General features: G+C 52.5%; 25 protein-coding genes, 1 pseudogene and 2 riboswitches. Of the genes and pseudogenes, 22 read left to right on the plus strand and 4 right to left on the minus strand.

Going from position 1 to position 26,056, the window contains the following annotated elements; genetic code table 11:
- Positions 1–32 precede the first annotated feature (32 nt).
- The 8 genes and pseudogenes from EZM41_RS13740 to EZM41_RS07335 all read left to right on the plus strand — a co-directional run.
- Positions 33–886: pseudogene (locus EZM41_RS13740) on the plus strand (IS3 family transposase); the annotation flags it as partial.
- Positions 887–1,037: 151 nt separating this feature from the next.
- Positions 1,038–1,134: riboswitch (TPP riboswitch) on the plus strand.
- Positions 1,135–1,234: 100 nt separating this feature from the next.
- Positions 1,235–2,518, plus strand: a complete 1,284-nt coding sequence (thiC, locus tag EZM41_RS07305; RefSeq protein WP_198470460.1) for a phosphomethylpyrimidine synthase ThiC — start codon at positions 1,235–1,237, stop codon at positions 2,516–2,518.
- 15 nt (positions 2,519–2,533) lie between these two features.
- Positions 2,534–3,316 carry a sulfide-dependent adenosine diphosphate thiazole synthase gene (locus EZM41_RS07310; protein WP_198470461.1) on the plus strand — a complete coding sequence of 261 codons (783 nt, stop codon included), beginning with the start codon at positions 2,534–2,536 and terminating at the stop codon, positions 3,314–3,316.
- Positions 3,317–3,683: 367 nt separating this feature from the next.
- Positions 3,684–4,439: a creatininase family protein gene (locus EZM41_RS07315; protein WP_198470462.1), complete on the plus strand. Its 756-nt coding sequence runs from the start codon at positions 3,684–3,686 to the stop codon at positions 4,437–4,439.
- A gap of 32 nt (positions 4,440–4,471) precedes the next feature.
- Positions 4,472–6,037, plus strand: a complete 1,566-nt coding sequence (locus EZM41_RS07320; protein WP_198470463.1) for a DUF4139 domain-containing protein — start codon at positions 4,472–4,474, stop codon at positions 6,035–6,037.
- Positions 6,037–6,708 (plus strand): 16S rRNA (guanine(527)-N(7))-methyltransferase RsmG, encoded by a 672-nt coding sequence (rsmG, locus tag EZM41_RS07325; RefSeq protein ID WP_198470464.1) that lies wholly within the window; start codon positions 6,037–6,039, stop codon positions 6,706–6,708. Before EZM41_RS07320 ends, rsmG begins: the two co-directional genes overlap by 1 nt.
- Positions 6,709–6,722: 14 nt before the next feature.
- On the plus strand, positions 6,723–7,484 hold the full coding sequence (locus EZM41_RS07330; RefSeq protein WP_446697826.1) for a ParA family protein: 762 nt from the start codon (positions 6,723–6,725) through the stop codon (positions 7,482–7,484).
- Positions 7,463–8,314, plus strand: coding sequence for a ParB/RepB/Spo0J family partition protein (locus EZM41_RS07335; protein WP_198470466.1), 852 nt, complete (start codon positions 7,463–7,465; stop codon positions 8,312–8,314). The genes EZM41_RS07330 and EZM41_RS07335 overlap by 22 nt, the downstream gene beginning before the upstream one ends.
- Positions 8,315–8,685: 371 nt before the next feature.
- On the opposite strand, the gene EZM41_RS07340 is transcribed toward EZM41_RS07335, so the two are convergent.
- The 4 genes from EZM41_RS07340 to EZM41_RS14190 all read right to left on the minus strand — a co-directional run bounded on the left by EZM41_RS07340 (position 8,686) and on the right by EZM41_RS14190 (position 12,861).
- Positions 8,686–10,404 (minus strand): DEAD/DEAH box helicase, encoded by a 1,719-nt coding sequence (locus tag EZM41_RS07340; RefSeq protein ID WP_198470467.1) that lies wholly within the window; start codon positions 10,402–10,404, stop codon positions 8,686–8,688.
- An 87-nt stretch (positions 10,405–10,491) separates the two neighbouring features.
- Complete coding sequence (locus tag EZM41_RS07345) at positions 10,492–10,947, minus strand: CoA-binding protein (protein ID WP_198470468.1); 456 nt, start codon at positions 10,945–10,947, stop codon at positions 10,492–10,494.
- 262 nt (positions 10,948–11,209) lie between these two features.
- Positions 11,210–12,733, minus strand: coding sequence for an amidohydrolase (locus EZM41_RS07350; protein ID WP_198470469.1), 1,524 nt, complete (start codon positions 12,731–12,733; stop codon positions 11,210–11,212).
- Positions 12,730–12,861, minus strand: a complete 132-nt coding sequence (locus tag EZM41_RS14190) for a hypothetical protein (RefSeq protein WP_269778882.1) — start codon at positions 12,859–12,861, stop codon at positions 12,730–12,732. Before EZM41_RS14190 ends, EZM41_RS07350 begins: the two co-directional genes overlap by 4 nt.
- 131 nt (positions 12,862–12,992) lie before the next feature.
- A riboswitch (molybdenum cofactor riboswitch) is annotated at positions 12,993–13,114 on the plus strand.
- Positions 13,115–13,183: 69 nt separating this feature from the next.
- Here EZM41_RS14190 and EZM41_RS07355 point away from each other — a divergent pair.
- The 14 genes from EZM41_RS07355 to EZM41_RS07420 all read left to right on the plus strand — a co-directional run bounded on the left by EZM41_RS07355 (position 13,184) and on the right by EZM41_RS07420 (position 26,038).
- On the plus strand, positions 13,184–14,044 hold the full coding sequence (locus EZM41_RS07355) for a substrate-binding domain-containing protein (RefSeq protein WP_198470470.1): 861 nt from the start codon (positions 13,184–13,186) through the stop codon (positions 14,042–14,044).
- Positions 14,045–14,265: 221 nt separating this feature from the next.
- A complete protein-coding gene (gene phoU, locus EZM41_RS07360) occupies positions 14,266–14,943 on the plus strand; it encodes a phosphate signaling complex protein PhoU (RefSeq protein ID WP_198470471.1) in 678 nt (225 codons plus the stop codon).
- Positions 14,924–15,661 carry an HAD family hydrolase gene (locus EZM41_RS07365; RefSeq protein ID WP_198470472.1) on the plus strand — a complete coding sequence of 246 codons (738 nt, stop codon included), beginning with the start codon at positions 14,924–14,926 and terminating at the stop codon, positions 15,659–15,661. The genes phoU and EZM41_RS07365 overlap by 20 nt, the downstream gene beginning before the upstream one ends.
- Complete coding sequence (locus tag EZM41_RS07370; RefSeq protein ID WP_198470473.1) at positions 15,658–16,677, plus strand: aminoglycoside phosphotransferase family protein; 1,020 nt, start codon at positions 15,658–15,660, stop codon at positions 16,675–16,677. Before EZM41_RS07365 ends, EZM41_RS07370 begins: the two co-directional genes overlap by 4 nt.
- A gap of 5 nt (positions 16,678–16,682) precedes the next feature.
- Positions 16,683–16,916 (plus strand): hypothetical protein, encoded by a 234-nt coding sequence (locus tag EZM41_RS07375; RefSeq protein WP_198470474.1) that lies wholly within the window; start codon positions 16,683–16,685, stop codon positions 16,914–16,916.
- 281 nt (positions 16,917–17,197) lie between these two features.
- On the plus strand, positions 17,198–18,160 hold the full coding sequence (gene corA, locus EZM41_RS07380) for a magnesium/cobalt transporter CorA (RefSeq protein ID WP_232619182.1): 963 nt from the start codon (positions 17,198–17,200) through the stop codon (positions 18,158–18,160).
- A gap of 412 nt (positions 18,161–18,572) precedes the next feature.
- On the plus strand, positions 18,573–20,258 hold the full coding sequence (ilvD, locus tag EZM41_RS07385; protein WP_198470476.1) for a dihydroxy-acid dehydratase: 1,686 nt from the start codon (positions 18,573–18,575) through the stop codon (positions 20,256–20,258).
- 220 nt (positions 20,259–20,478) lie between these two features.
- On the plus strand, positions 20,479–20,964 hold the full coding sequence (locus EZM41_RS07390; protein ID WP_198470477.1) for an HIT family protein: 486 nt from the start codon (positions 20,479–20,481) through the stop codon (positions 20,962–20,964).
- Positions 20,918–21,580 (plus strand): IMPACT family protein, encoded by a 663-nt coding sequence (locus EZM41_RS07395; RefSeq protein ID WP_232619183.1) that lies wholly within the window; start codon positions 20,918–20,920, stop codon positions 21,578–21,580. Before EZM41_RS07390 ends, EZM41_RS07395 begins: the two co-directional genes overlap by 47 nt.
- Before the next feature lie 279 nt (positions 21,581–21,859).
- Positions 21,860–22,402, plus strand: coding sequence for a biotin transporter BioY (locus EZM41_RS07400; RefSeq protein ID WP_198470478.1), 543 nt, complete (start codon positions 21,860–21,862; stop codon positions 22,400–22,402).
- A 343-nt stretch (positions 22,403–22,745) separates the two neighbouring features.
- Entirely contained in the window at positions 22,746–23,711 is a 966-nt protein-coding gene (locus EZM41_RS07405; RefSeq protein ID WP_198470479.1) for a Bug family tripartite tricarboxylate transporter substrate binding protein, read from the plus strand.
- A 73-nt stretch (positions 23,712–23,784) separates the two neighbouring features.
- Positions 23,785–24,750 (plus strand): tripartite tricarboxylate transporter substrate binding protein, encoded by a 966-nt coding sequence (locus tag EZM41_RS07410; RefSeq protein ID WP_198470480.1) that lies wholly within the window; start codon positions 23,785–23,787, stop codon positions 24,748–24,750.
- 53 nt (positions 24,751–24,803) lie between these two features.
- The gene (locus tag EZM41_RS07415) at positions 24,804–25,595 is read left to right on the plus strand and encodes an HpcH/HpaI aldolase family protein (RefSeq protein ID WP_198470481.1); all 792 of its coding nucleotides are present in this window, start codon (positions 24,804–24,806) and stop codon (positions 25,593–25,595) included.
- Between the two features lie 5 nt (positions 25,596–25,600).
- Positions 25,601–26,038, plus strand: coding sequence for a tripartite tricarboxylate transporter TctB family protein (locus tag EZM41_RS07420; RefSeq protein ID WP_198470482.1), 438 nt, complete (start codon positions 25,601–25,603; stop codon positions 26,036–26,038).
- Positions 26,039–26,056 lie beyond the last annotated feature (18 nt).

The following is a 26,056-nucleotide window of genomic DNA, read 5'->3' on the forward strand; positions in this document are numbered from 1 at the left end:
TTAGCCTGTATATACAAAAAGGAGGCAGACATATGGGCAACATTCGCAAGAAATACGATGCTACATTAAAAGCTAAAATAGCTTTAGAAGCAGTAAAGGGAGAAAAGACAATAGCGGAGATATCCAGCGAATATGGGGTACATTCGACTCAAATAGCACATTGGAAGAAGCAACTGCTCGAGGAATTACCATCCATATTTAGCGATAACGTGCCTAAAGCCAAAAAAGAGGGGAGGAGCTTGAGGCTAAAGCTTACCCGACAGATAGGACAGTTGAAGGGAAAGTTTTAATGGCTCAAAAAAAAATCTACAATGTTCAGCCGGTGAAAAGCGCAAAATGGTAGAGCCAAAGAATCCAGATATAGCTATATATAGGCAGTGCGAGCTCGTACGCTTCCCAGGTCATCGTACTATTACGAAACTCAAGGAGAGAGCGACTATAATCTCCACCTCATGAAGCTGATAGATGAGCAATATACGAAGGCACCCTTTTATGGCAGGAAAATGACAAATTGGCTAAAGAAGCAAGGGTATGAAGTAAACCGCAAACGCGTACAGAGGCTCATGAGGCTTATGGGGATTGAGGCGATATATCCGAGAAAACGAGGCTTGAGCACATCATCTGACGAATCCAAGAAGTACCCTTATCTACTAAGGGGTTTGGTAATTACAGAGCCCGATTCTGTTTGGAGCACGGATATAACGTACATCAGGATGAATAGGGGGTTTATGTACCTTGTAGCGATAATGGACTGGTATAGCCGGTATGTGCTATCTTGGGAGATCTCCAATACGCTCGATGCGAGCTTTTGTCTTGAAGCACTAAAACAGCGCTATCAATCTCACGTCCGGAGATATTTAACAGCGATCAGGGTTCAGGTTTTTCATGTAGTTTTTGCTTGAGCTTCTTCTTGTGGGATATAGGCAATATTGTTTTGTCCTCTTTTTGTCATGGCGCGAAAGGAAATTTTCAAACAGCCTCTGAGCTCGTTGACAAGAAAGCAGAAGAATGGTAAATACTATTAGCGACAATTACATATTTCGCCATGGGGGCGCCCCGAAGCAATGGGCTGAGAAGGTACCCCTTGAACCTGATCCAGGTAATGCTGGCGGAGGGAATGGCGAGAGGAAGTTAGAGGTTATAATTCTCTCCGGCCGCTTGTGTAGCGGCCTTTTGTTTTGGCCCTTCCTCAATGCTTATCCCCTCCTCCAAATACATATTGGGAGGGAAAGGCATGCAAAAAACCCAACTCGACTATGCCAAGACTGGCATCGTCACAAAAGAGATGCAACTTGCCGCCGAAGGCGAAGGTATAACCCCCGAGGAGCTTCGTGAGCTCGTGGCCGCGGGGCTGGCGGTGATACCGAAGAACGTAAATCACTCCTTCTCTTGCATAAAAGCGATAGGCCATAGGCTCAAGACGAAAGTCAATGCGAACCTCGGGACGAGCGACGAATGTGCGGACCTCGCATTCGAGGAGCGAAAACTCTCCGCAGCCTTAAAAGCGCAGGCCGACTCGATCATGGACCTTTCGACCGGGGGAGATCTCCACTCCATCAGGTCTTTCTTCCTCAAGAGGTCACCGGTCATGGTGGGGGCTGTACCGATATACGCCGTGGCGGCGGAGATGGCGCGCGACGGCGAGCCTTTGGAAAAGATGAGCGAGGAGAGGCTCTTTTCATCAATAGAAGAGCAGTGTTGTCAGGGTGTCGATTACATCACCGTGCATTGCGGCGTCACGTGCGAGTCTTCCGACAAGCTCTCCTCTTTCGAAAGAATTATGCCGTGCGTGAGCCGCGGCGGTTCGCTTCATCTCTACTGGATGCGTAAAACCGGCAAGGAAAACCCCCTTTACGAGCACTTTGACCACCTGTTGGGCATTGCCCACCGCTACGACGTGACCTTGAGCCTTGGAGACGGCTTCAGGCCCGGTTCCATCGTGGATGCCATAGATGGACCGCAGATAGAGGAGCTCATGATACTGGCCGAGTTGGCTAAACGCGCTCTTGCTGCAGGAGTCCAGGTGATGGTTGAAGGACCAGGACATGTGCCGCTTGAACACATAAAGTCGCACGTGCAGCTTCAAAAGCGCCTATGTAACGGTGCGCCCTTTTACGTGCTGGGGCCTCTTCCTACGGACGTAGCCGCAGGATACGATCACATTACCGCCGCTATAGGCGGCGCGCTGGCAGGTTCAGCAGGGGCGGACTTCTTGTGTTACGTGACGCCGGCCGAACATTTAGGCCTGCCGGATGAGGAGGATGTGTATCTCGGCGTCATGGCTTCGAGGATAGCTGCCCACGTGGCTGACATCGCCAAGGGCGTGCCGGGTGCGGCGGAAAAAGACAGGAGGATCTCCTTGGCCAGACAGCACCTCGATTGGGATGGGATTATCGCCGAGGCATTAGACCCCGAGCTGGTGCGCTGTAAATTGAAGGTGGCTTCGGACAGGGAAGCGTGCACGATGTGCGGCAAGCTGTGCGCCGTGAAGATGGTTCGCGGTGCGTATCAAATATAGAGGGAGCGATGAAAGATGAGACTGGATGAGGTTACGATAACCAAGGCGATAGCGGAGCGTTATTTCGATAAGCTTATGAATAACCTCGAGCTCGACGTGGCTATCGTCGGCGGTGGCCCTTCGGGGCTGGTCGCTGGGTATTTTTTGGCGAAGGCGGGACATAGGGTTGCGCTTTACGAGAGAAAGCTCAGCGTCGGCGGAGGCATGTGGGGCGGAGGCATGTTATTTAACGAAATAGTAGTTCAAGAAGACGCCAAGCGCCTATTGGACGAGCTCGATGTGCGCGCGCTGCCCTATAAAGAGGCCGGCTACTATACAGCAGATTCCGTCGAAGCCGTAAGCACTATAACGAGCAAGGCCGTGAAGGCCGGCCTCGTCGTGTTCAACTGCATCAGCGTTGAGGATATAGTCGCAAAAGACGACAGGATCTCTGGGCTCGTCATAAACTGGACGGCTGTCTCGATGGCCAACCTACACGTTGATCCGCTCTCGATTAGGTCGCGCTACGTAATAGACGCCACAGGACACGATACCGAGGTTGTGGCTATGGTTGCCAAGAAAGCCCCTGGGAGGTTGTTGACGCCTTCGAAAAACATAGAAGGAGAGAAGTTTATGAACCCCGAAGAGGCCGAGAGACTGACCTTGGAGAACACGAAAGAGGTGTTCCCGGGTCTGTACGTGGCTGGCATGGCCTGCAACGCTACGTTTGGCGGCCCCAGGATGGGCCCCATTTTTGGAGGCATGCTTCTTTCTGGCGAAAAGGTCGCGTGCATGATTTTAAAAAGGCTTTCGGAATAAGCTCGAGCGCCTGTGCTCGTTTTTGTGCTTTGACTTCGACCTGCTTCGGATGAAGTAAAGCGATAGGGGTTAAGGGTTACAGTTGCGAGGAGGCTCTCGCTTGCCCTTAGCCCCTTCAAGTTTGACGTGCCCTGCGCTTGAGATAAACGATTACTTGCCTTTGGAGTACGCCGCACTGTTTTAAAAAATCCGATGACGGGCTTGAGCTATTGCCTTTGCCGCTCCTAAGTGCTATGGTCTTTGCAGCCCATTTCATACTCTGGGTATCGCCGAGAAAGCCTGGCTTGCCGATAGTATATATGCATTCTAAAACTGGCCTCGTGGTCGGTGAGAGTTAAAGTGAAGCGGTGGGGAGAGGTGATTGAGGATGTATGACCTCCTTGAACTGACGAGAGGCAGGCTTGCTCAGATTGCCCCACAAGCGTTGGCTTTATTGCCGGTGGGTTCGGTGGAACAGCACGGACCGCACCTGCCGGTTGGTGCGGATACTATAATCGTCGACGCGATCGCCCGCAGGGCGGCTGCAGAGGCTTCGAGCAAGGTCCCCATCGTCCTCTGCCCCGTGCTCTCCTTTGGGAGCTCCGATCATCACCTCTATTGGTGCGCCGCTTCCCTCAGCAATGAGACTTTGATCGATCTTCTCTCGGATGTAGTCTCATCGCTTCATGCCTCGGGCTTTAGAGAGATACTGATCCTCAACTCGCACGGCGGAAATGTCGAGGCCGCCCGCATAGTTACAAGGAAAACTCCGCTAAAGCGCCCGGTAGTCGTGGGCACCTGTAATTACTGGGATGTCGCCGAAAGGGCCCTCGAAAGGGAGACCGACCTCTTTAAGATCGGCGTGAAGGTACCCGGTCACGCGGGTTATTTTGAGACATCCCTAATGCTTGCCTTGAAGCCGAACTTGGTCGACTTGGATTTATTGCCTCCGGCGCAGAAAAACATTCCTGCTGAAGGGGCGACAGGGGTTTACCTGCAGCGGCCTGGGCATTCGGTCGGGACAGATGGCCACAGCGGCGATGCTCACCTCGCCGACGCAAAACGCGGCGAGGTTTATCTTAACATAATCGTTATCGAGGTGGCAAAGGCGCTCGTGGCCTTTCACGCCGCAGCGCGCAGCTGATGCCCGTTTAGATGCGAAAAGGGGGATCGATTTTGAAAACTGAGAGAGATGCTTTGAGCGGATGGCGAAGTGTTTTGAACGGAGATGCCCCGAAGAGCGCCGGGTGCGAACCGTGGCGTTTTAGCCTGCGCGCGCTTTTTGGACTATTGATCGTGTTTGTCGCTTGCTTCCCGGCGTCGGCGCAAGTTGCAGCGCCGAGCAGCGTAGATATATATCCGAACGGGGCTACGATGTCGTTCGTGCTCCCCTCTGGTGAGGCGGAGATCATCGTTCCTCCCGCCGTGGACGGAGAGAGCGTCGATTTCCTTCCGGGTCCCGGCGTGAGGATAGTTTCCGTCGTCAAAGAGAAGGTGTATTTAGGAGACTGGATCCCCGACGGCCTTTTGCCCTTGAAGAGGGAGCTTGACGAGTGCCGGGCGGAGATTGACGCAATGGAATCGACGATCGCAGCTTTGAAACAATCTATTTTGCACCTCGAAAACGTTTCGTTGCAGGCGGAGTCGGACGACCTCGCACGGTTGCTTTCGACGCTGGAAGAGCGCCGGAAGGCACTTGAGCTCGAGATGCGCCGCAAGGCGCACGAACTCGAGGCCAAAGTGGCGCATCTGAATTTCCTGCAGGAAGAGTGGAATTCGCGAGCTCCGGCCGATAAAAGCGGCATCCGAATCGTAGTCGTATCAGAGGGTGAAGGGAATGTGACCGTCAGGGCGCAGGTGAGGGGCGCTTCGTGGACGCCCGCCTACAAGGTAGCTGGCGATCTTAACTCTGGCAGGCTTACCATCTCGTTGCAGGCGGAGGTCGCTCAAAAGTGCGGCGTACCTTGGGGCGGCGAACTTGCTCTTCATACTGTAAAACCAGCGGAAAGCGTGGTTATCCCCGAACTTACGCCGCTTGTCGTCGATTTTAAGCCTCCGGTGAAGATTTTCAGGTCATTAGAGGCCGGCATGGCCAAAGATAGTGCGCAATTCGCAAAAGAGGTCTTGGAGACGAAGGTCGATATCGTATACCTTGTCCACGGTAACGTGAATGGCGATGGAACGCCGTCTTATCTTCCCCTGGACGAGATGACTTTGAAGGCCAAGATGAAGGTCGTATGCGTTCCGGATTTCGATACCGCGGCTTGGATGATAGCCGAAACGGAACCCCTGGACCGTCCCCTCATTCCTGGCGAGGCTCAAAACTACATCGATGGTACGCCATCAGGGAAGATCAAATTGGCGGCGGTAAACCGCGGAGAGCCGGTTACGATACCGCTCGGCCGTGTTCCACTTGTGAGCGCGACAAAAGAACGCCTTATTCCCAAAGGGGACGAGAAATGGTGGGGAAAGGGTTGGCTCGAAGAAGGCTACGAGATCCGCGTAAATAATGGCTTGTCCAGCGAGGTTGAAATTACTTTGACCGACAGGGTTCCCGTCAGCGCGCACGACGACATAAAGGTCGAGATAAAGGAAATCAGCCCCAAGCCCGCAGAGCAGACGGACAGGGGCATCATCACGTGGAAGTTGCGCCTCGCTTCCGGCCAGGCTCAAGCTATAAAGCTGCGCTACAGGATAACCTACCCTGCCGATAAGGAGATCTCCGTCTCGGAATACCGTTGATGCGCGAGATCCTTGAAGCCATAAAACCGCACGAGACAAAGCTCAAAGAGTACGCGGAGCTTCTGCTCGATTATAATCGGTATGTGCGCTTGGTTGGGCCGTCTGACGCCGAAACGTTATGGGAGGAGCACATCCTCGATTGCGCTGCGGCGCTGCCGTTACTTCCGCCTTCGGGGCGCGTCGTGGATGTGGGAAGCGGCGGCGGCTTGCCCGGTATAGTGTGGGCGATATGCAGGCCGGACCTTACGGCGAGCCTGGTCGAGGCCACGAGGCGAAAATGCGAAGCCATGGAGCGGATAATAAAGGGACTGAAGCTGGAGAATGTGCGCGTCGTATGGGCAAGAGCCGAGGAAGAGGCGTCACTGCGGCGCGAACTCTATGACGTTGCAGCTGCCCGCGCCGTGGCAGAAGTCGGAGTCTTGGTCGAATATCTTTCGCCCCTGGTCAAAGTGGGCGGCACCCTGTTGGCGTTCAAAGGGCGCGGGGTGCGCTCCGAGTTGGATCCGTTGACTGGGCGGTGGTCTGAGTTGGGATTGGACGAGCCAAAATTGGAGCGTTATGAGATAAGGGGGAAAGAGCGTTATATAGTGCTGTGGGAGAAGGTCGATCTATGCCCCGATAAGTACCCAAGAAGGCCGGGGATGGCCGAAAAACGGCCCTGGTGGAGGTGAGCCGATTGCCTGTAGTGGCTGTGGCAAATCAAAAGGGAGGGGTGGGCAAAACCACCTGCTGCGTCAACCTCGCTGCCGAACTCGGGAAGAGAGGCCATCTCGTCCTGGTGGTCGACATGGATCCACAGGCTCACAGCACCAGCGGCCTCGGGGTAGACAAAAGCGCCTTGAAATATACCACCTACGATGTTTTGATCAATGATGTTTCTATTGAAGAAATAATTATTTCTACATCATGGCAAGGTGTCTCTGTCATCCCAGCAACGATTGACCTGGCAGGGGCAGAGGTCGAACTCGCGGGGACCTTGAGCCGCGAGACTCGCCTACTCCGCTTCTTATCCAAGGTCGACGACTTCGACCTGATCTTGATAGATTGCCCGCCTTCTTTAGGGCTCCTCACGATCAACAGCTTGGTGGCCGCAAACTCCGTCCTCATCCCCATACAATGCGAATACTATGCCCTTGAGGGTGTGTCGCAGCTCCTCAAAACGATAGACCTGATAAAAAAGCATTTGAGCGATGGGCTGACTGTAGGGGGCATCCTGCTTACAATGTACGACAGCAGGACGCGCCTCTCGCAGGAGGTTGCCCAGGAGGTGCGCCGCCAGTTCGGCGACCTCGTTTTCGAGGCCATAATACCGCGCAACGTGCGGTTATCTGAAGCGCCGAGCTACGGCCAGCCGATCGCATATTATGACCCCTCAAGCACAGGAGCGCTGGCATTTCAGGCCTTGGCGGAGGAGGTTGAGAGACGATGGCTCGCGGTAAAGCATTAGGTCGAGGCCTCGAAGCGCTTATACCGAGCGCAGAACGACCGGTAGATACTCTACAGAAGGAACTCCCCGTGGAGTCCTTGAAGCCCAATCCTCTCCAGCCGCGTCAGAGGATGGACGCTCTTGAACTGCAATCACTCGCCGATTCCATAAGAGAACACGGAATTGTCCAGCCCATTATCGTTAGGGCCGCGAAGGATGGATACGAGATCGTAGCCGGAGAGCGCCGCTGGCGCGCTGCAAAAATGGCCGGCTTATCTTCCGTGCCCGTGCAAGTGATAGATGTAAACGACAGCGCAGCACTCGAGATTGCCCTGGTAGAGAACCTCCAGCGCGAGGACTTATCCCCTCTGGAGGTGGCGCGTGCGTTGAAAGATCTGATCGAGCGCTTTCACCTCACTCATGAAGAGGCGGCCTCTCGCTTGGGATGGAGCCGCTCTGCCGTTACGAATAAACTTCGCCTCCTTGACCTGCCGGAGCGCGTCCGCAGCCTCTTGCTCGAGGAAAAGATCTCAGAGGGGCATGCGAGGTTGCTCCTCTCTTTAGAGAGCGCAGACGAACAGGTGCTGCTCGCCGAAGCGTGCGCGGAGCGAGGATTAAGTGTCAGGGATTTGGAGCAGGTTATCAAGCGCCGTAAGGCGCCAAAGAAAACTGTCCCACAGTTTTCCATACCGGAGGCCAAAAATCTGTGCGATCGTTACGGCATAAGGCTCAAGTTGATCGGACGAGGGAAGCGAAAGCGCCTGGTGATAGAGGGGTTTGACGAAGAGCAGGTTCGCCTTCTTGTGGAATTGATGGAGTCGGCGGCGCCGCAATTATTTCCGCGGAAATAATTGCCCCCCTTAGAAGCAAAAGAAGTGGTTGCTCTACATCCGGGAGATGTAAAGGACGCCATGATTGAGCTATGCAATAGCCCCTCGCAATAGCCGTGAGTATAGCAAGGCACCAGATTTGTACTTGAGGCTAAAATGCGGAACCATGTTGTTTTAGGCTCTTAAAGTAGTTGCTCTGTTATCGTCGAAGATACCCGAGGGAGTTGGCTTAGATCTGTGGTCCAACGCGTAGGGTTTGGTGTCTCCTGTACAAACGGCACAGGAGACACCAGCTTAACAATTCCTGAGAAATTCCCCTAAATATACGGTAAGGGTTCGATGGAAGCAGATCCTGGCAAAGGCGGCGATGGGTGCAATTTCAAAGACATGTGCTAATAGGCCCTCTGGCGATCCTTGCGGTCTTTGACGATCCGGCGCTTTCCTCGCTTTTCGCTCTTTAAGTAGGGTTTTGGGCTTCTTTCCGCGGGAGCCTCCATTTTTACGAATCCCCATTTTTCGAGAGCCACGGAGTTGTTTTTGTATCTCCTTAACGCTTCTGGCGAGAGCTCAATTTGCACGGAATCTCCTCGGATTTTGATTCGCGACACGTCTTTACCGCTAACGTTGAGGGCATTGCAGATGCTGCTCAAGACTCTACCCACATTCCACTCCCTGGAGGGCTTGAGAGCCATGAGCACTGACGTGGCCGGCCCTCGCGATCCTCCTCGCGCCTCAGCATCGTCGGTTTTTGGGGCCCTTTCACTCCGCGACGATCTGTAGGCCTGCTCCCGCCGCAACTCTTCTTTGAGGGCATAGCCCGCAGGTCTGTGACTGTCTATTTTCTCGAGAAGCCTCGAAACGAGGACTTCGGGTTCTTCCATTTCGAGCAGCCTTCGCGCCCACTCCATAAGGTCCTCTCTGGTATCGTCTTCAGATCCATCGAGAAGAATATGCTCTTCTATTTCCCTCTGTCTATGTCTGATGTCTTCGCTGTCCGGAGCATCGAGCCACTCGACCTCGATTGACGTCTGTCGCAACATACCTTTAAACGTCAGCGCTTCCTGCGGAGAGAGGACGATCGCGTTTTCGCCCCGCTCTCCGGCTCTCCCCGTACGCCCGCTTCGATGGGTGAAGGTCTCAACGTCCTCGGGCAGGCCGAGCTGGAAGACCTTGTCGATTTCGGGCACGTCCAGGCCTCTGGCGGCGACATTGGTGGCGACGAGGAGCGCGATGTGTCCTTTGCGGAACGCCGACAGCACTGTGTTGCGCTCCCTCTGAGTCATATCACCGTTAAGGCACGCGGCTGCGAAGCCTTCTTCCGACAGACGGCGAGAGACGTTGACCGTTTCGGCCTTAGTGTGGCAGAAGATCAGCCCCTTTTTGGGGTTTTCCCAAAGGAGGACGTTGATCAGCCCCTCGATCTTTCTCCGATGTGGAACCTGATAGACTTTGTGACGAATCTCTGAGTGTTGCTGCCCTTCTTCCACGAGGGAGAGGAAGCACGGTTCTTCGAGATATTTCTTGAGGAGTTTGCGCATCTCCAGAGGCATAGTTGCGGAAAAGAGCCAGGTTCGCTCCCTTGAGGTTGCGGCATCGAGGATGGCTTCGAGCTCATCGCGAAAGCCCATGTCGAGCATTTGATCGCCCTCGTCAAGGACGACCGTGTGGATGCTCTCCATATCGAGAGTGCCTTTTCTGAGGTGGTCCAATGTGCGGCCTGGAGTCCCTACGATTACCGAGGCGCCCTGTCTGAGATCGCTAATCTGGGCGGACATGTCCATGCCGCCCACAAGTGTCGCTACGGCGATATCTAACCCTCGAGCGAGCCATTTGGCCTCCTGCGCCGTCTGCTGAGCCAATTCCCGCGTAGGTGAAAGGATTAAAATGCGCGGAGATCCCTTCTCGAGCCTCCCTTCGTCATATAAAGGGAGCAAAAAGGCGAGGGTCTTTCCCGAGCCGGTCTTCGCCCGTACGATCATGTCACGTCTTTTGTCTTCCAACTTGAGGACTTCCTCCTGAACGGGCGTAAAGCTCGTAAATCCCCTTTCCTCGAGCCTCTGTGCGAGGCTCGTTCCGATGCCCTCAAAGAAGGCGGTGTTAGTTTCGTTCATCAATAGCTTGTTTCCTCCTACTAAATGTATTATAGACAGGCACAAAAAAGGGCGCCCATCCACGGGCGCCCTTCGATTGCATGCCCTTCATGGCAACTGACCAATTATCTCCTCTCGAGCCGATTTGTCAAGGGCGCAATAAACCTGGTGGGTAGCCATCAGACAAGCACCCTTGACCACGTCGTAACCATCTCGCTCGAGACGTTCCTTCGCTTCGTCGTTTTCAGCTCCGGGCTGCATCCAGACTATGGGCCTGTAGGGAAGCCTTCGTAAATCTTCTAACACGACGTCCTGACGCTTCGAAGACAGAAACAGCGCTACGATGTCGACCTTTTCCGGCACATCTGACAGCCTGCCGTAACAGGGCAGGTCAAGGAGGGTCTTGCCTTCCAGAGAAGGGTTGACCGGATATACGTTGAAACCTGCCCTCTTTAAGTATGTCATGACGCCGTATACAGGGCGGTTGCGGTTTTGTGAGGCCCCGACGACGGCAATCTTCGAAGGCTTGCAGACGAACTCTTCGATGATTTCGCCTATTTTCAATGAAAGCACCTTCTTTCTTCGGGATCGTCGTTAGGTTGATTTTGATGTTTTTGCGCTTTAGTCCCGGGTAGGATTGTACTCGTCCATTTAGGTTACTTCAACTACTTCAAAGTTTGCGGGATAGGAACATATGGGTTGGGATACAGTGTAAAATATTCGCGGGGACTGTTATAACAGTCCCCGCGAGCGCGCTTTTTGGCAGTTGGTTGTTATGTCCTGTAGAACGAAAACCGCCAAGATTCAAGATCCGGTCTTTGAGGGATTAAATTTTGGGCTCTTTGTAATATGGCTCCATCAACGGGCGCCACTTGGGCATATCTTCCTCAAAGAGACCGAGAGGCGGCTTCATGTCGTCGGGAATGTATGGTTTATACGGATATTTTTTACTCTCCTCGCCGAACTCGGCTTTGATCTTTTCAAGTTTTGCAGGATCTGTCAGGATGTCCGCCCCTGTGGCCGCCAAAACCTTGGCGCCCGTAACGAGCGCTTTGTGGCCTATGCCCGTGCCTACCGATGCCACGACGCCCCAGGAATGCCCCGGCACGCCCTTGGGCCAGCCCGGTGCACCGAGCGTAGCCAGAGGGCAAACCATGCTGATTTCCGCTATGTCGGTGGACCCTCCACCCGTGAAAACGGGTGGTTGTGGGACCAGCTCTATGTCGTTGGGCATGCCGTCTTGAGAAACGCCCATATTCTTTTGAATCTCTTTGGCATAGACCTGTTCTTCATCGCTCCATTTCGGAAGGCCGAAGAGCTTCGCGTTATCGTACATAGTTCTGGCAAGAGTTTCGTTGATATGCTTCTGGTGCATACCTAACATTGTCTCTATCTCGTATGTGCATCCTGAGGCGATGGCGCCGGCTTTAACGCAATTTTCGAACTTTTCATATGTTTTCATCAACATTTCGTCATTATTCCTGATGAAAGCTGCCACTTCTACCTTATCTGGAACTATATTGGGCCAGTCTCCACCTTGTAGTATCACGTAGTGAATCCTATAGCCTATATTCAAGTGCTCACGGGCGTATTCGATAGCCGTCCCCATGATTTGGGCGGCGTCGAGGGCGCTCACGCCGTCCCACGGGGCCGAACCGGCGTGGGCCGTCTTGCCGAAGAACCTGACCTTGACACCTATGATAGCGCTGTTGTGGATTCCGTACGCCACATCGTACTTGTTGCCGGGGTGGTTGTCCAATACGACGTCTACGCCGTCAAAGAGTCCGTCTCGCACCATGTATATCTTGGCAGAGCCAGATTCCTCGGCCGGGCAGCCGAAAAACTTCACTGTGCCGGTTGCACCGCTTTTTTCCATGGCGGCCTTCAGAGCTATCGCTCCAGCGGCGCCCGTGGTGCCCAAGATATTATGGCCACAGCCGTGTCCGGGCGCACCGGCAACGACGGGTTCTTTTTGGGGAACGGTCTTTTGCGAAAGGCCGGGCAGCGCGTCATACTCGCCGGTGAAACCTATGACCGGGCTTCCCGAGCCCCAAGTAGCGATGAATGCCGTGGGCATGCCGGATACGTTCTTCTCGATGGAAAAGCCGTACTTCTCGAAGAGTTTGATGAGTGCTTCTGAAGACTTGAATTCTTGAAATCCTAATTCGGCATAACTCCATATGGCGTCGGCCACCGATGCAAATTCTCCTGCGTGTTCGTCCAGGAACGAGGCTATGTCACTTTTGAGCGAATCGGCCGAGACCTGGGCGGCCATTGTCGCTGTGGCAGTGCTCAAAAGTAGCGCTGCACCGATCGTTAAAGCTAAAAACTTTCCCTTGATGCCCTTCATTTGTGCACCTCCTCTGAAATCTCTACTCGTCCACCGGCATTGTCCGAGGCCGCTTCTCCGATGTCGCCGGCGGCAGAACCCTTAACCGACCCTTGCTCCGCATTGCGTCGATTTATCTCACAATTCACCACCTCCGTCAATGACATCAAAATATTGCCATGCTTTATAGCACCCTTAGCCATATGGTGTCAAGGCGATCGGCTCGAGTGGTTGAAAACAGGCATAGGGGCTAATACAATAAATTTTGAGCAAGTCTAATAGCGGTTAAAGCCTCCGAGCCTTTTTGCCTAAGGGCAGCTTGCCTATGGCGATGGGTCGTTAGGGCGCCTTCGGAAACGATGACGCCTCCCGCGTTTGGAAAGGAGGATTGCAAGGGTTAAATAGGGAGGCCTTCTTGTGATGCGGGATGGCTTCCTTATTTTTTTAATTAAATTAACGGAGGTGTGTAACATGAGAAGGTGTGCGGTTTTAGCGGTCCTTTTGTCCCTGGGTTTGTTCCTTTTTTCGGCTGCGGCTTTGGCCGAGGCTCCTGCGTGTACGGAAACGTATGGAAATGGCTCAATCACGGTAAGGCTTGCTACCGGAAGCCCTGGGGAACTCGGCCTCGTAAAAGCTTTAGCGGAAGAATTTTGTAAGACTCACGATGCTAAGATCTGCTGGATACAGGCAGGTTCTGGGGCTGCACTCCAAATGCTCAAGGATAAGGCTGTTGACATGTGTATGTCTCATTCCCCCGCTCTTGAAAAGAAAGCGGTAGAAGAGGGATGGGCTGCAAATCGGACTCTCATCGGCTCCAACGAATTTTACATAGTAGGCCCTGAGGATGACCCAGCCGGCATAAGAGAGGCCAAGACCGCCGTAGAGGCCTTTACTAAGATCGCGAACTCAAAGGCTACGTTCCTGTCGAGGGGAGATAATTCAGGCACGCACGTGAAAGAGATGTCCATCTGGAAGAAGGCCGGGATAACTCCTTCCGGGGATTGGTATGTCGTCACCGGCGACTTTATGATCGCGACGCTCAAAAAATGCGACGAGCTTCGCGGCTATTTTATGACCGACAGCAGCACCTGGATAACGGTGAAGAAAGATATCAAGAATTTGACGCTCCTCTTTAGGGGCGATCCCGAGATCGTCAATATCTATCACGCCCTCACCCTCCCTGACGATAGCGACTCCACGCGCATGGCCGTCGAGTTAGTCAAATTTATGGCCTCCGAAGAAGGGCAGGAGATATTCAGGACCTTCGGTGTGGCGGAGTACGGGGAGCCTCTATATAACGACGCGGAATATGCAAAGCAGTTTGAAAAGTAGCACAAGACTTCAGTCTCAGTAACTGTGCAAATATTCGGGGGCGGGAGCAACTCCCGCCCCCGAATATTAACCTTTCGTTAAAATTCCTACATACGTACAAAGGCGTGATACAATGCAATCGCGCTGATCCATTCGAAAAACCTCTAAGGTTTTGACGGCCGCCGTCGAGAATTGAGGCGCGAAGATTTACGGACGCGCCTGATGCGAAAGGAGGGGGCAGATTGTGGGATGGAGAGAGCACGAGAATAGTCGAGCTGACGCTCGAAATGATGAGGCTGGTGAGGGAATCCCTCGCTAAGGGGATGAATGCCCTCGTGGACAGGGATGAGCTCTTGGGCGATGAGGTCATAACGGGGGACAAGTGTGTGGACGACTTGGAGCTTGAGATCGAAGAGGCCTGCATAAAGGCGCTGCAAAGGTGCCAAGAGGGAGAGGGCGTGCGCGCCGTCGTCGGCCTGTCTAAAATCATCACTGATCTGGAGAGGATCGGTGACTACGGCGTCCACGTGGCCGAGGCTGCAAAAATTCTGGCCAACAAACCGTTGCTCAAGCCGCTTATAGACCTGCCGAGGATGTCTAAGGACGTTTGCGAGATGATTAGCCTTTGTGAGGAGGCTTTGAAGGCGCGCGACGCCTCGCGGGTGACGCCCATCTGGGAGCTCGATGCCGAGGTGGACGCCCTTTACGACCAGATTTTTAGGGAACTTCTGACCTATATCCTGGAAACGCCAAGGCTCATAACGAACGCCCTCTATCTCATCCAAGTCGCCAGGCATCTGGAGAGGGCCGGCGACCACGCCACCAATGTGGGCGAACGGATCGTCTACATCATGAGGGGAGAAAAAGTAAAGCGAGGCAGAGCGTGGGGCGGCGCGGCAGATGAAGGCGATAGTCTTTGATGTATACACTACCCTCATCGACATATCCACCGATGAGGAAGATTGGCGCGTTTACGATAATCTGGCGAAGTTTTTGAGCTACCGGGGCGTATACTTGAGCGCCGATGAGGTTAAATGGTTCTATTTCGAAAAGATAGCCAAGCAGCTTAAGAACAGCAAGGAGCAGTATCCCGAAATAGACGTCAAGCGCATATGGCACGAGATTCTCTCTGCCAGCGAAAACAAGGATGTCTACGATCTAAAGCTCAACAAGTCCACTTTCGTAAAAGATGTGGCCGTGCTTCACAGGGCCCTCTCCAGGAAGCGGATAAGGCTTTACCCTCGCGTATTTGAAGCGCTCACCCGGCTTAAGAGGAGTTTCAAGCTCGGCGTCGTATCCGACGCTCAAAGATGTATCGTCCTGCCAGAGCTCAAAATGTTCGGCATCCATGACATGTTCGACGCCATCGTTGTATCGAGCGATTATGGCTTCAGGAAGCCAGACGGGCGGCTTTTCTTGTCCTGCCTCAAAAAACTTGGGCTTTCTTCCGAAGAGGCGGTCTTCGTAGGAAACGATACGTTTAGAGATATCCAAGGAGCCAACTCCGTGGGAATGAGTTCGGTGTTGGTGATGACGGAATATGGCAATAAGGATCAGAACGTCGCCAAGCCCACATTCGTCGTGAATTCCGCGGCTGAACTTCCCGATGTCCTGATAGGCACAGGGAGCAGGGCATGAAAATCGAGGAAGGCAAGGTAAGTCGAGGGGGCGAATTGTATAACTATCTGAAAGACAGGGTCCTCCAAGCTCGACAAGAGGAGCTCTCTCCCAATTTGGATCGTTTGGACTTTCGCGTCTATCGGTTGCAGGCCTCTCATCATGTATTTAAGGTCGTCGAAAAGAAGAGCGGCATTGCGTTTTTGATAAAGTCCTATGCGGAAGACCAGGTGAACGACGAGATCAAGCGCAGGCGCTTTCAAAGGGAGCTCGAAAATGTGCATCTCCTTGAAAGGTTTGACATCGGCGGCGCTGGTCACTGCATTGCCGTTCCCTTCTTTGTGGATACAGAGCGCTTCCTGATCGCCTACCCGTTTTTTGAGGGTAAGGAGTTGAGCCATTACATAAAAAAGGCAGTCTTAAACGGTAAGGAAAAGACCCTCAAGCATAAACTCTCAGCCTTGGCAGATTTTTTGTACTCCCTCCACAAACACACTGACACTGAAGGCGTAGAGACTTCTCAAATTCTTCGGTCTTTTATGGGGAAGATTAAGAGAGCCGAGAGGGCAAACTTAATCGATGCGAATGCGGCGAGGCAAATGCGATGTCTCATCGAAAAATGGACCAAGCTTCCCCTTTTGAGGGATGGCCGAAAATGCCTTATCCATGGCGACGCTACGCCGTCTAACTTTCTATTCAAGAGAACCAGTGTGGCGGTTATAGACCTCGAAAATATCGCTTGGGGCGATCGTTCTTACGACTTGGGTATGGTAGCCGGCGAGCTAAAGCACCAGTGCATGATGCACTCTGGGAACAGGTTTGCTGCAGAGGGTTATATAGGCCACTTCTATTGGGAATACTCCCGCCGCTGCAGTGACCCCTGTAAGGCATTTAGGATACTTACCGCGAAAAATCCATTTTACATGGCCTATACAGAGTTCAGAATCGCCGGTAACGAGTGGCTCGCATGGGACCACAGGAAATGGCTCGCCTTTGAGGGCATGGAGTGCTTAAAGGCGCTCCATCGTGATAGGTGACCCTCATGAGGTTTTCTAAGGACTCCCTGGAGGACATAGCGCTTTTTGGCAGAGTGATCGCTACTGCTCTCCTGGTGGGCGGGTATATCTTCCTGGGGCTTTTCATCGGAAAGCACATCCATGATCGCGGTGGACCGCCATGGTTGCCCCAGGTCGGTGCTTCCGTCGGCGCCATATTTGGCCTCTGGCAAGGTTGGGTTTTTCTCAAGGATCTCATAAAGAAGTGGCGCTCAAAGTAACGCGCTTAGCTCTGAAACCGCATAGACACTGAACTAATGACCGATGTTTCACGTGAAACATTCCTTCCTTTGAGCTTGCTTTCTTTGCGGATGTGCTGGGAGGCGAAGGCAGTTTGAATAGTGAAAAACCGTCAAGGCCTACAGACTCTGAAGCAGCTCCAAAAAAGTCAGAGGAATCTGTAAAGAGGCGCCGCCGAAAGGGTCTTATAAAACCCGGGCTACCTCCAGGGACCCTTATCCATGTAGGGGAACGAAAAACAGAGAGACCGAAGATCACCGCATTGCGCTATAGCGAAGACGACTTATCGATAAAAGTGATGGATGGTGCTGCTGAATGCCGGGCCAGTATGGGTTCAAAAGGTGTTCTTTGGGTCAACGTAGACGGCCTTCACGATCTGCAATTGATACAGTCTTTCGGAGAGCAATTTGGGATTCACCCTTTAGTCTTGGAAGATATCTGCAACACCACGCAACGCCCAAAAGTAGAAGATTACGGCGAGTATTTGTATGTAGTCCTCAAGATGGTAGATTATGATGAAGCACGCCAGGCTATCGATATAGAGCAAGTAAGCCTGATCCTTATGGATAAGTGCGTGCTCACCTTTCAGGAAAAGCCGGGCGATGTCTTTGATCCGGTGCGAGAACGACTCAGACTCAGCAAAGGGCTAATTCGCAAGGCCGGCGCCGATTACTTGGCTTACGCGCTGTTGGACTCCGTCGTAGATAGATATTTTCTGCTGCTCGAAAAGATAAGCGACGAGATTGAGGCTCTCGAAGAAGAAATACTTGAGACCGCCGGAGGAAAGTCAATTCAGAAACTCAACGCCCTCAAGCGCGATATGATATTTTTGAGGAAAACCGCTTGGCCTCTTCGTGAAATACTCTCTGGTCTTGAGCGCGGCAAAAGTTCCCTGATCGCTTCCGATACGTCAATCTACCTGAGAGACCTATATGACCATGCAATCCAGATAATCGACTCCGTGGAGACCTTGCGGGACATTCTTTCGGGAATGCTCGACATTTATTTATCCAGCGTCAGTAATCGAATGAACGAAGTCATGAAGGTGCTAACTATCATTGCCACCGTTTTTATCCCCTTAACTTTTATCGCCGGTATCTACGGGATGAACTTCGCCTATATGCCAGAACTTGAAATTCCCTGGGCTTATCCGGTAGTTCTTGGCGTAATGGGCGGCATTGCCGGTGCCATGGTTTTATATTTCCGAAAGAAGAAATGGCTCTAACAAGGTGATAGCCATATAATTTTGATGGTTATGTGAACGATCTGACGGTATTTTTGTCGCTTGATCAACGGATGTTGGCAAACTTTGACGGCCAAAACTTTATTTTCATATGTAAAGCGGTGGTGGACAAAAACCTCTTGAACTTTGGTCGGCGTTCCGCTTTTTGATAGTTGCCCGATTTTTTAATGGCCACGTACTTAGAAATCGTATTATACTATTGAATTAAACTTGACAGCGGCAAAGGAAGCGATTTAAATTGTCGTTTGCAGATGTCCTTTTTATCTCAACTGGGATAACAAGCTCGCCATGTCAGTCTGTCCACGGTAGAAAGCGGACTTAGTAGCGTATTGGTCTGACGGTTGATGCTAAGGAAGCAAAAGGTATATTTGCGGCAGAGGAGGTCTTTTAGCAGATGCAAGAGTATAAGGATTCAAATTTGAGAAGCAGCGAGCTGGTAAACGGGATCGATCGCGCAGGACACCGAGCTCATCTTCGCGGCATAGGTCTTATCGACAAAGATATGAGCAGACCCTTCATCGGTATCGCTAACTCTTTTAACGAAATGCACCCCGGCCACATGCACTTGCGGCGATTGGCTGAAGCCGTAAAAGCAGGAGTGTTGCTGGGCGGCGGGATTCCATTCGAATTTAACACCATCGCTATCTGTGACGGGCTTGCGCAGGGACATGAAGGCATGTGTTATGTTCTGCCCAGCCGAGAAATAATAGCGGATTCAATAGAGGTAATGGCACAAGCTCAGCGCTTGGATGGGCTGGTATGCATAGGCGGTTGCGACAAGATAGTGCCCGGAATGCTCATGGCTATGGCGAGACTTCCGATTCCGACTATAATGCTGACAGGCGGCCCGATGTTGCCAGCCAAGTTTAAGGGTGAGGATAAAGCTATATACGAAGTCAGGGAAGCTTCTGGGCTCTGGAGTCGAGGTCTGTTGACCGACGAAGAGTTCAAAGAGTTCGAAGAATGCGTTATTCCGGGGCCTGGCTCTTGCGCGATGATGGGCACGGCCAATACTATGTCGGTCGTCGCGGAGGCGTTGGGGTTGGCGCTCCCCGGTTGCGCCACGATTCACGCGGTGGATTCCAAAAAAACGCGGACAGCGAAAGAGACTGGCATGAGGATTGTAGAGCTGGTTATGCAAAATGCCGGACCTGCTTCCAAGTTTCTAACGGTGGAGGCTTTCGAAAACGCCATCCGCGTGGCGATGAGCGTAGGTGGGTCCACCAATAGCCTCTTGCACATCCCTGCAATAGCGCGGGAAGTGGGGCTGCGAATAACGCCTGACGATTTCGAGAGGATCAGCAGACAGACGCCGTATCTGGCCAAAATCAAACCCTCTGGGAAACATACGCTGAAAGACCTGGATTCGGCAGGCGGGGTGCCTGCCGTGATGAAAGAGCTCTTAGAATTAGGTCTGCTCCACGCGGACGTGCGCGGCGTTTCCGGCATGAGCGTTTTAGAAATTGCCTCAAGGGCGCACAATCGCGACGCGCAGGTCATAAAAAGAGCCACAGAGCCATACGCTCCTTCTGGGAGCCTTGCCATATTGAAAGGGAGCCTTGCCCCTAATGGGGCTGTGGTCAAACAGACGGCCGTATCGGAGAAGATGCTGGTGTTTACCGGAAGAGCGAGGGTGTTCGAGTCTGAAGAGGCTTCTATCGAAGCAATGAGAAGCGGAGGTGTTAAGCCCGGCGATGTAGTGGTCATACGCTACGAGGGTCCCAAAGGGGGTCCCGGTATGAGAGAGATGCTGACGGCTACTACAACGTTGATGGGCATGGGTCTCGGAGAGTCCGTTGCCCTTGTAACCGACGGCAGATTCTCCGGTTCTACTCGTGGGCCTTGTGTCGGTCATGTTTCGCCGGAAGCGGCGGCGGGCGGACCGATTGCCTTCGTCAAAGACGGAGACGAGATCCTGATAGACATCCCGGCAAGGCGACTCGACCTCTTGATAGACGCGAAGGAGATAGCTAAAAGGAAGGCGGAGTGGCAACCTCCAGAGTTGAAGGTGCAGTCCGGGTATTTGGCAAGGTATTCTCGGAGCGTCTCTTCGGCCGATGAAGGTGCGGTGTTGAAATAGGCAAAAAGTCACAATAGGTGGAGCTTTGAGGCTGGCATGTTTTTATAAAGGTTGTCCGGTTTTTGCTCGTTTTTGAAACAATTGGGACCGAAAACGTTAAGGCCTGTTGAGAGGAACACCTAAATGTGCCGGCCTCAAAGCTTGCTTTGGACAAATCCGCGTGGAGGCTAAATCGGGGCTATAATGTTTCACGTGAAACATTACCGGTGGAGGTGGCTTAATGCACACTCTCTTTGCTCCGTGGCGGATGGCTTACATTTCGCAGGCCGATAAGATCGAGTGCATATTCTGCGCTTTCCCAAGAGAGGACAAAGACGAAGAGCGGTTGATCCTCGTCAGGGGAGAAGAATGCTTTGTCATGCTCAATGCCTTTCCTTACAACCCCGGGCATCTCATGATAGCGCCTTATCGCCATACTGGGAATTACGACGATTTGACCAATGACGAACTGTTAGAGATGAACCTCCTCGCCCAAAAATGCATAAAGGTCATAAGAAATGCCATGTCTCCTCAAGGCTTTAATTTGGGCGTAAATATGGGCAAGATTGCCGGCGCCGGCTTTGAGGGGCATGTGCATCTTCATTTGGTCCCGAGATGGAACGGGGATACGAATTTTATGCCTGTCGTGGGCGATGTGAAGGTATTGCCGGAGGCGCTCCATGAGACATACAGGGCGCTTCTGGAGTGCTGGCGGAAATATGAATGAAGGCCCTTTCTTTGAGCCAGCTCACGAAGTGGATGTCGAGGTCACGATAAAGAGATCGCGCTTCATTGCTGCCGTGCGCAAAGTTCATTCGGAGGGCGAAGCGAGGGAGCGCATATCAGAGATCTCACATGTCCGGCGCGACGCTACGCACAATTGTTGGGCTTTTCGTGCCGGGCAAGTTGAAACCTGCTCCGATGCCGGGGAGCCTTCGGGCACAGCTGGAAGGCCTATCTTGGGCGCGATAAAGCGCAGCGGTCTAACACACGTTGCGGTTATAGTTAGCCGTTATTTCGGCGGGATAAAGCTCGGAGTCCGCGGCCTTATAGAGGCGTACGGCGGATGTGCTGCCTTGGCTTTGGAACAGGCAGGCAAGGCATCGTGGGTGCCGACTGAAAGGGCTTGCATCCTGGTTCCATACGAACGGCGCAATGCGCTTTTGGCCGATCTAAAAACCTTTGGCGTTAAAGAGGAAGACATTTCCGCAGAGTATAGCGAAAGCGTTAAGCTTGTAGTGCCGGTCCCTATTAGCTTCGCAAATGAGGCAGAGGCCATGTTTGAAGCGTACAGGAGGCGCCTCTGGATAGAGGGATGGGAATGGCTGAAAGAACGAGGATAAAGTCCATAGCCGTATCGTTTTTGGCTTTATTCTTCCTACTGTTTAACATCTCTAACAAACGGGCTCTCCCAACAGCTCGTAGCGGGGAACGATCACATGTGGAACAAGGTGCTCATCGATGGAGAGTGATATCATGTTGATTGCACCTACGATGACCAATCGCATGAGGTTTCTTATAAATAATTTCTCAAAACAGATGCCGAGATGGAGTCCCTTGGACGCACCTGGTCTTCTTCGGACAAAGCTTCTGTCTCCTTTCGTTAGGTTGGTTAAATCCTCATGAAATCGCCTCGAGGCCTCATCTTAGCGGCTCTCTTTGCAGCCCTTACAGCAATAGGGGCGTATATACGCATCCCCTTCCCGGTTGTTCCTTTCACGCTCCAGGTCTTCTTCGTCTTGCTTTCTGGCGCGATCCTCGGCCCTCGGCGCGGGTGCGCTTCCCAACTGCTTTACCTTGCCATGGGATTATTGGGCCTCCCTGTATTTTCCGGCGGTGGGGGAGTGCAGTATGTGCTTCATCCCACATTCGGTTTTATATTGGGTTTCCCTGTAGCGTCATGGGTTGTGGGGACAATTTCAAGAATCGGGCGAGGTGAGAACTTCTGGCAATATTTGGCAGCGTCGTTAGCTGGCATTGCTGCGATCGATGCAATTGGTATCCTTGTCCTCTATCTAAATCTCAATTATCTGGCTGGAGTTCCGACATCCTTCTGGCGGGCAATGCAAGTCGGCCTTTTCCCCTTCCTGGCATTCGACGCGGCGAAGGGCGTAGCCGTGGCGATCGTGGCTTTGAAGGTCAAGGAGCATTATCTCTTCTCTTAATGAAGGCCGAAGGCAGATTAACTCCCGGATCTTAAACCTGGGCTCCCCTTGTTTGCCATCTGCCCCAGGGAATGTGAATGTGAATGTGAATGTGAGAGTGAGAGCAACATTCACATTCACCTTAAAGGAGAGGGGAGCTAAGAATTGCAAAAAAGCAAAGGCTCGCTTCTTAAAGTCAGTATTGATCAACGTATCTTCACGCAATTTACCTATCAGGTTTTATGCCCTATAGTCCTTAAATATAAAGATTTTTATTTTTGCATCAGGTATTGACATTAATTTTGCCAGGTGCTAATTTTAAATGCGCACAGAATGCAAAAATTTGCGATAAGGGGGAATCGGTATGAAGAAGAGACGCTTTTGGACTCTGTTGAGTGCTGTGGCTATTTTGGCGATGGTAGGGGTTTGCGGTGTAGCAAGTGCGGCGGAGTGGCCAACGAAACCTATCACAATCATTGTCCCTCACGCAGCGGGTGGAGGCACTGATCTTATAGCGCGGTTGGTCTTTTCCTACGCAGAAAAGATTTTGGGTCAAAAGGTTATCATAGTTAACAAGCCGGGCGCGGCTACGGAGATAGGCCTTACAGAGCTTGCGTTGTCCAAGCCCGACGGCTATACCTGGGGATTTGCTAATTCGCCGCAAACCCAGAGCCTTCCCATAGCGCGTAAGACCAAATTTACGATGGAGAGCTTTGAGCCGTGCTGCAACATAGTGTATGATCCCGGCATCATCGTAGTGCGGACCGACAGCCAGTTTAAGAGCATGGAAGAATTTATCGGGTATGCGAAAGAAAACCCCGGCGTTATTACGATCGGCAATACCGGGAGGGGTTCTGACGACGACATCGCCGTTCGGCTAATGGAGCGGGAGACTGGTGTGAAGGTGACCCAAGTGCCCTTCGATGGAGCTGCACCTTTAACGACAGCGCTACTCGGTGGCCATATAGCTGCAGGGGCTATCAACGTCACAGAGGCCGTGCCATACGTCAACGCCCAAAAGATGCGGGCTTTGGCCGTAATGGACGAAGAACGTTCGCACCTCCTACCCGATGTCCCGACCTTCAAAGAGCTCGGCTATAACGTAGTGTCAGGTTCTGCGCGCGGGATATCTGCGCCGGCGGGAACGCCAAAAGAGATCATCGATAAGATGGCCACAGTCGTGAAACAGGTTCTGGACGATCCCGACTTCCAGAAGAAGGCAGAAGAAGCGAGCCAGCTCATCAAATATATGGGCCCCACAGAGTATAAAGAGTTCATGATGCAGATTTACAATGACTTAGAGGAAATGTATAAGCAGAGTCCTTGGTAAGTGAAAGGTATTTCATGGAGGTCGGCGCAACTTCGGGCGCCGACCTTTCTGTTTCGGCGAGGAGGTGAAGCGGTTGTCTTGGCGCACTCTTGGTCGCATGGCTGTGGTAGTAATGGCGGTCCTCCTTTTCTGTTCATCTCTAAGTGTGGCGGAAGAGAGTTGGCCGTCCAAGCCTATAAATATGATCATAGGTTGGTCTGCAGGGGGAGGTTCGGATATCACAGCACGCTTGTTATTCCCTTATGTGGAGAGGATTCTGGGTGCGAAGGTGATCATTGTAAACAAGCCTGGTGCCGGCGGGGAGATAAGTTTCGTGGAACTGGCGCATTCTAAGCCCGACGGCTATACCTGGGCTTGGACAAACACACCTAACGTGGTTTCGTTTCCGGTCATGCGAAAGACAAATTATTCACTGGAGGACTTCGAGCCGTGCTGCAACGTCATCTATGACCCAGGAGTTATAGTGGTTCGGGCCGACAGTCCCTTTAAAAGTATGGAAGAAATGCTCGATTACGCCCGCAAAAACCCAAGGAAAGTAACTGTATCCAATTCCGGCCTGGGGGGTGACGACTACATAGCAGTCAGACTGTTGGAAGAGGCTGCTGACATCAAAGTATCCCAGGTTGCCTTTGAGGGAGCCGGTGCAAATGTGCCAGCGATCCTCGGAGGGCACGTGGACGCCGGAGCAGTCAACGTAAGTGAGGTTAAACCTTATGTCGAAGGCGGCAAGATGCGGGCTTTGGCCGTAATGGACGAAGAACGTTCGCACCTCCTACCCGATGTCCCGACCTTCAAAGAGCTCGGCTACGATGTAGTATCGGGCTCTGCGCGCGGTTTTTCGGCGCCTAAGGGAACGCCGATGGTCATAATAGAAAAGATGAGCCTTGCCGTTAAAGAAACGCTGGACGATCCCGACTTCAAGAAAAAAGCAGAAGAGGCGTATCAACTCATCAAATATATGGGCCCCGCAGAATATAAGCGCTACCTATACGAGCTACAAGATACCTTGAAGAGACTCTACGAAAAGAGCCCCTGGTGAATTTACAGCTATAACTCTTCATATGTTTAGTCAAGGCGAGGAGGAAGGCTTAAATGAAAGAAAATCACCTCAAGCGATTGCTCAGGGAGAAGAAACCGTGCATAGGCGCGTGGCTTTCTATACCCAGCCCTTTTTCGGCTGAGCGCGTGGCCGGTTTAGGCTTCGACTGGCTCGTGGTGGATATGGAGCACAATCCCATCTCTATCGAAACCGCTGCGGCCATGTTTATGGCGATAAACACATCGAATTACACGGCACCCATGGCGAGGATACCATGGAACAACGGCGAGCATATAAAGCGCGTGCTGGATGCGGGAGCTTGGGGTATCGTCGTGCCCATGGTGAATTCCAGGGCCGAAGCCGAAGAAGCGGTGGCTGCGGCTATGTATCCGCCTAAGGGATATAGGAGCAACGGCGGCGGCAGGTACGAGGTGAGCTTTGACGCCAGTAGGGCAGAGTACACGAGCAAGGCCAACGATGAGATCGTAATCGTCGTGCAGATCGAGCACATACAGGCTGTAGAGCGCGCAGAAGAGATATTGAGCGTGCCTGGTGTGGATGTGGGCTTCATAGGCCCCAACGATCTAATGTCGTCCATGGGCATGATAGGGAAAACGGACATAAACGACCCTAAAGTCGTCGAGGCCATTGATCACGTCTTGAAGTCAGCCGAAAAGTGCGGCGTCGCCGCAGGAATATCCCTTCAGAACGCCCAGGAGGTAAACGCCCGCCTCGGGCAAGGCTTCAGGTTCCTGCAGCTTTCGTCTGACATGAACATGATGATGGCTGCCCTTAAGGGCGAGCTTTCGCGGGTAGTAAAGATGAAAAATAGATATCGGGGGTGAAGCCTTTGAAAAGGGTCGACAAAATCGTCTCACTCGTAATGCTGCTCTTCTGCATATGGGGTTACGTCCATTCCAACAGCTTCACCGAGGATGCGCGCGTGTTCCCACAAGCCCTTATGATCATCTGGGGTGTCCTCTCAGCAAGTCTTTTCCTTTCCACGTTTAGGGGGAAAGAGGAGAGAGAAAAAACCCTTGTGGATGGCGAAGTGAGCTACGGTAGGATGTTCGCTGCCGCTGTTTTGTGCGTCATTTATATCTGGTCAATCGACCTCCTCGGCTTTTTCGTGGCGACACCGTTGTTTTTCGCCCTCACCATGGTAGCCTTGGGGCAAAGTTCGCTTAAAATGATCGCCTTGGCTACAGCTATCGTGACGGTAGCTTCTTTCGTAATCTTTAGGTTAATACTCTATGTGCCATTTCCCGAGGGTGCGCTATTTTCTTGAAAAAGTGGAGGGATAGAC

The organism is Acetomicrobium sp. S15 = DSM 107314 (genome assembly GCF_016125955.1).
Lineage (GTDB): Bacteria > Synergistota > Synergistia > Synergistales > Thermosynergistaceae > Thermosynergistes > Thermosynergistes pyruvativorans.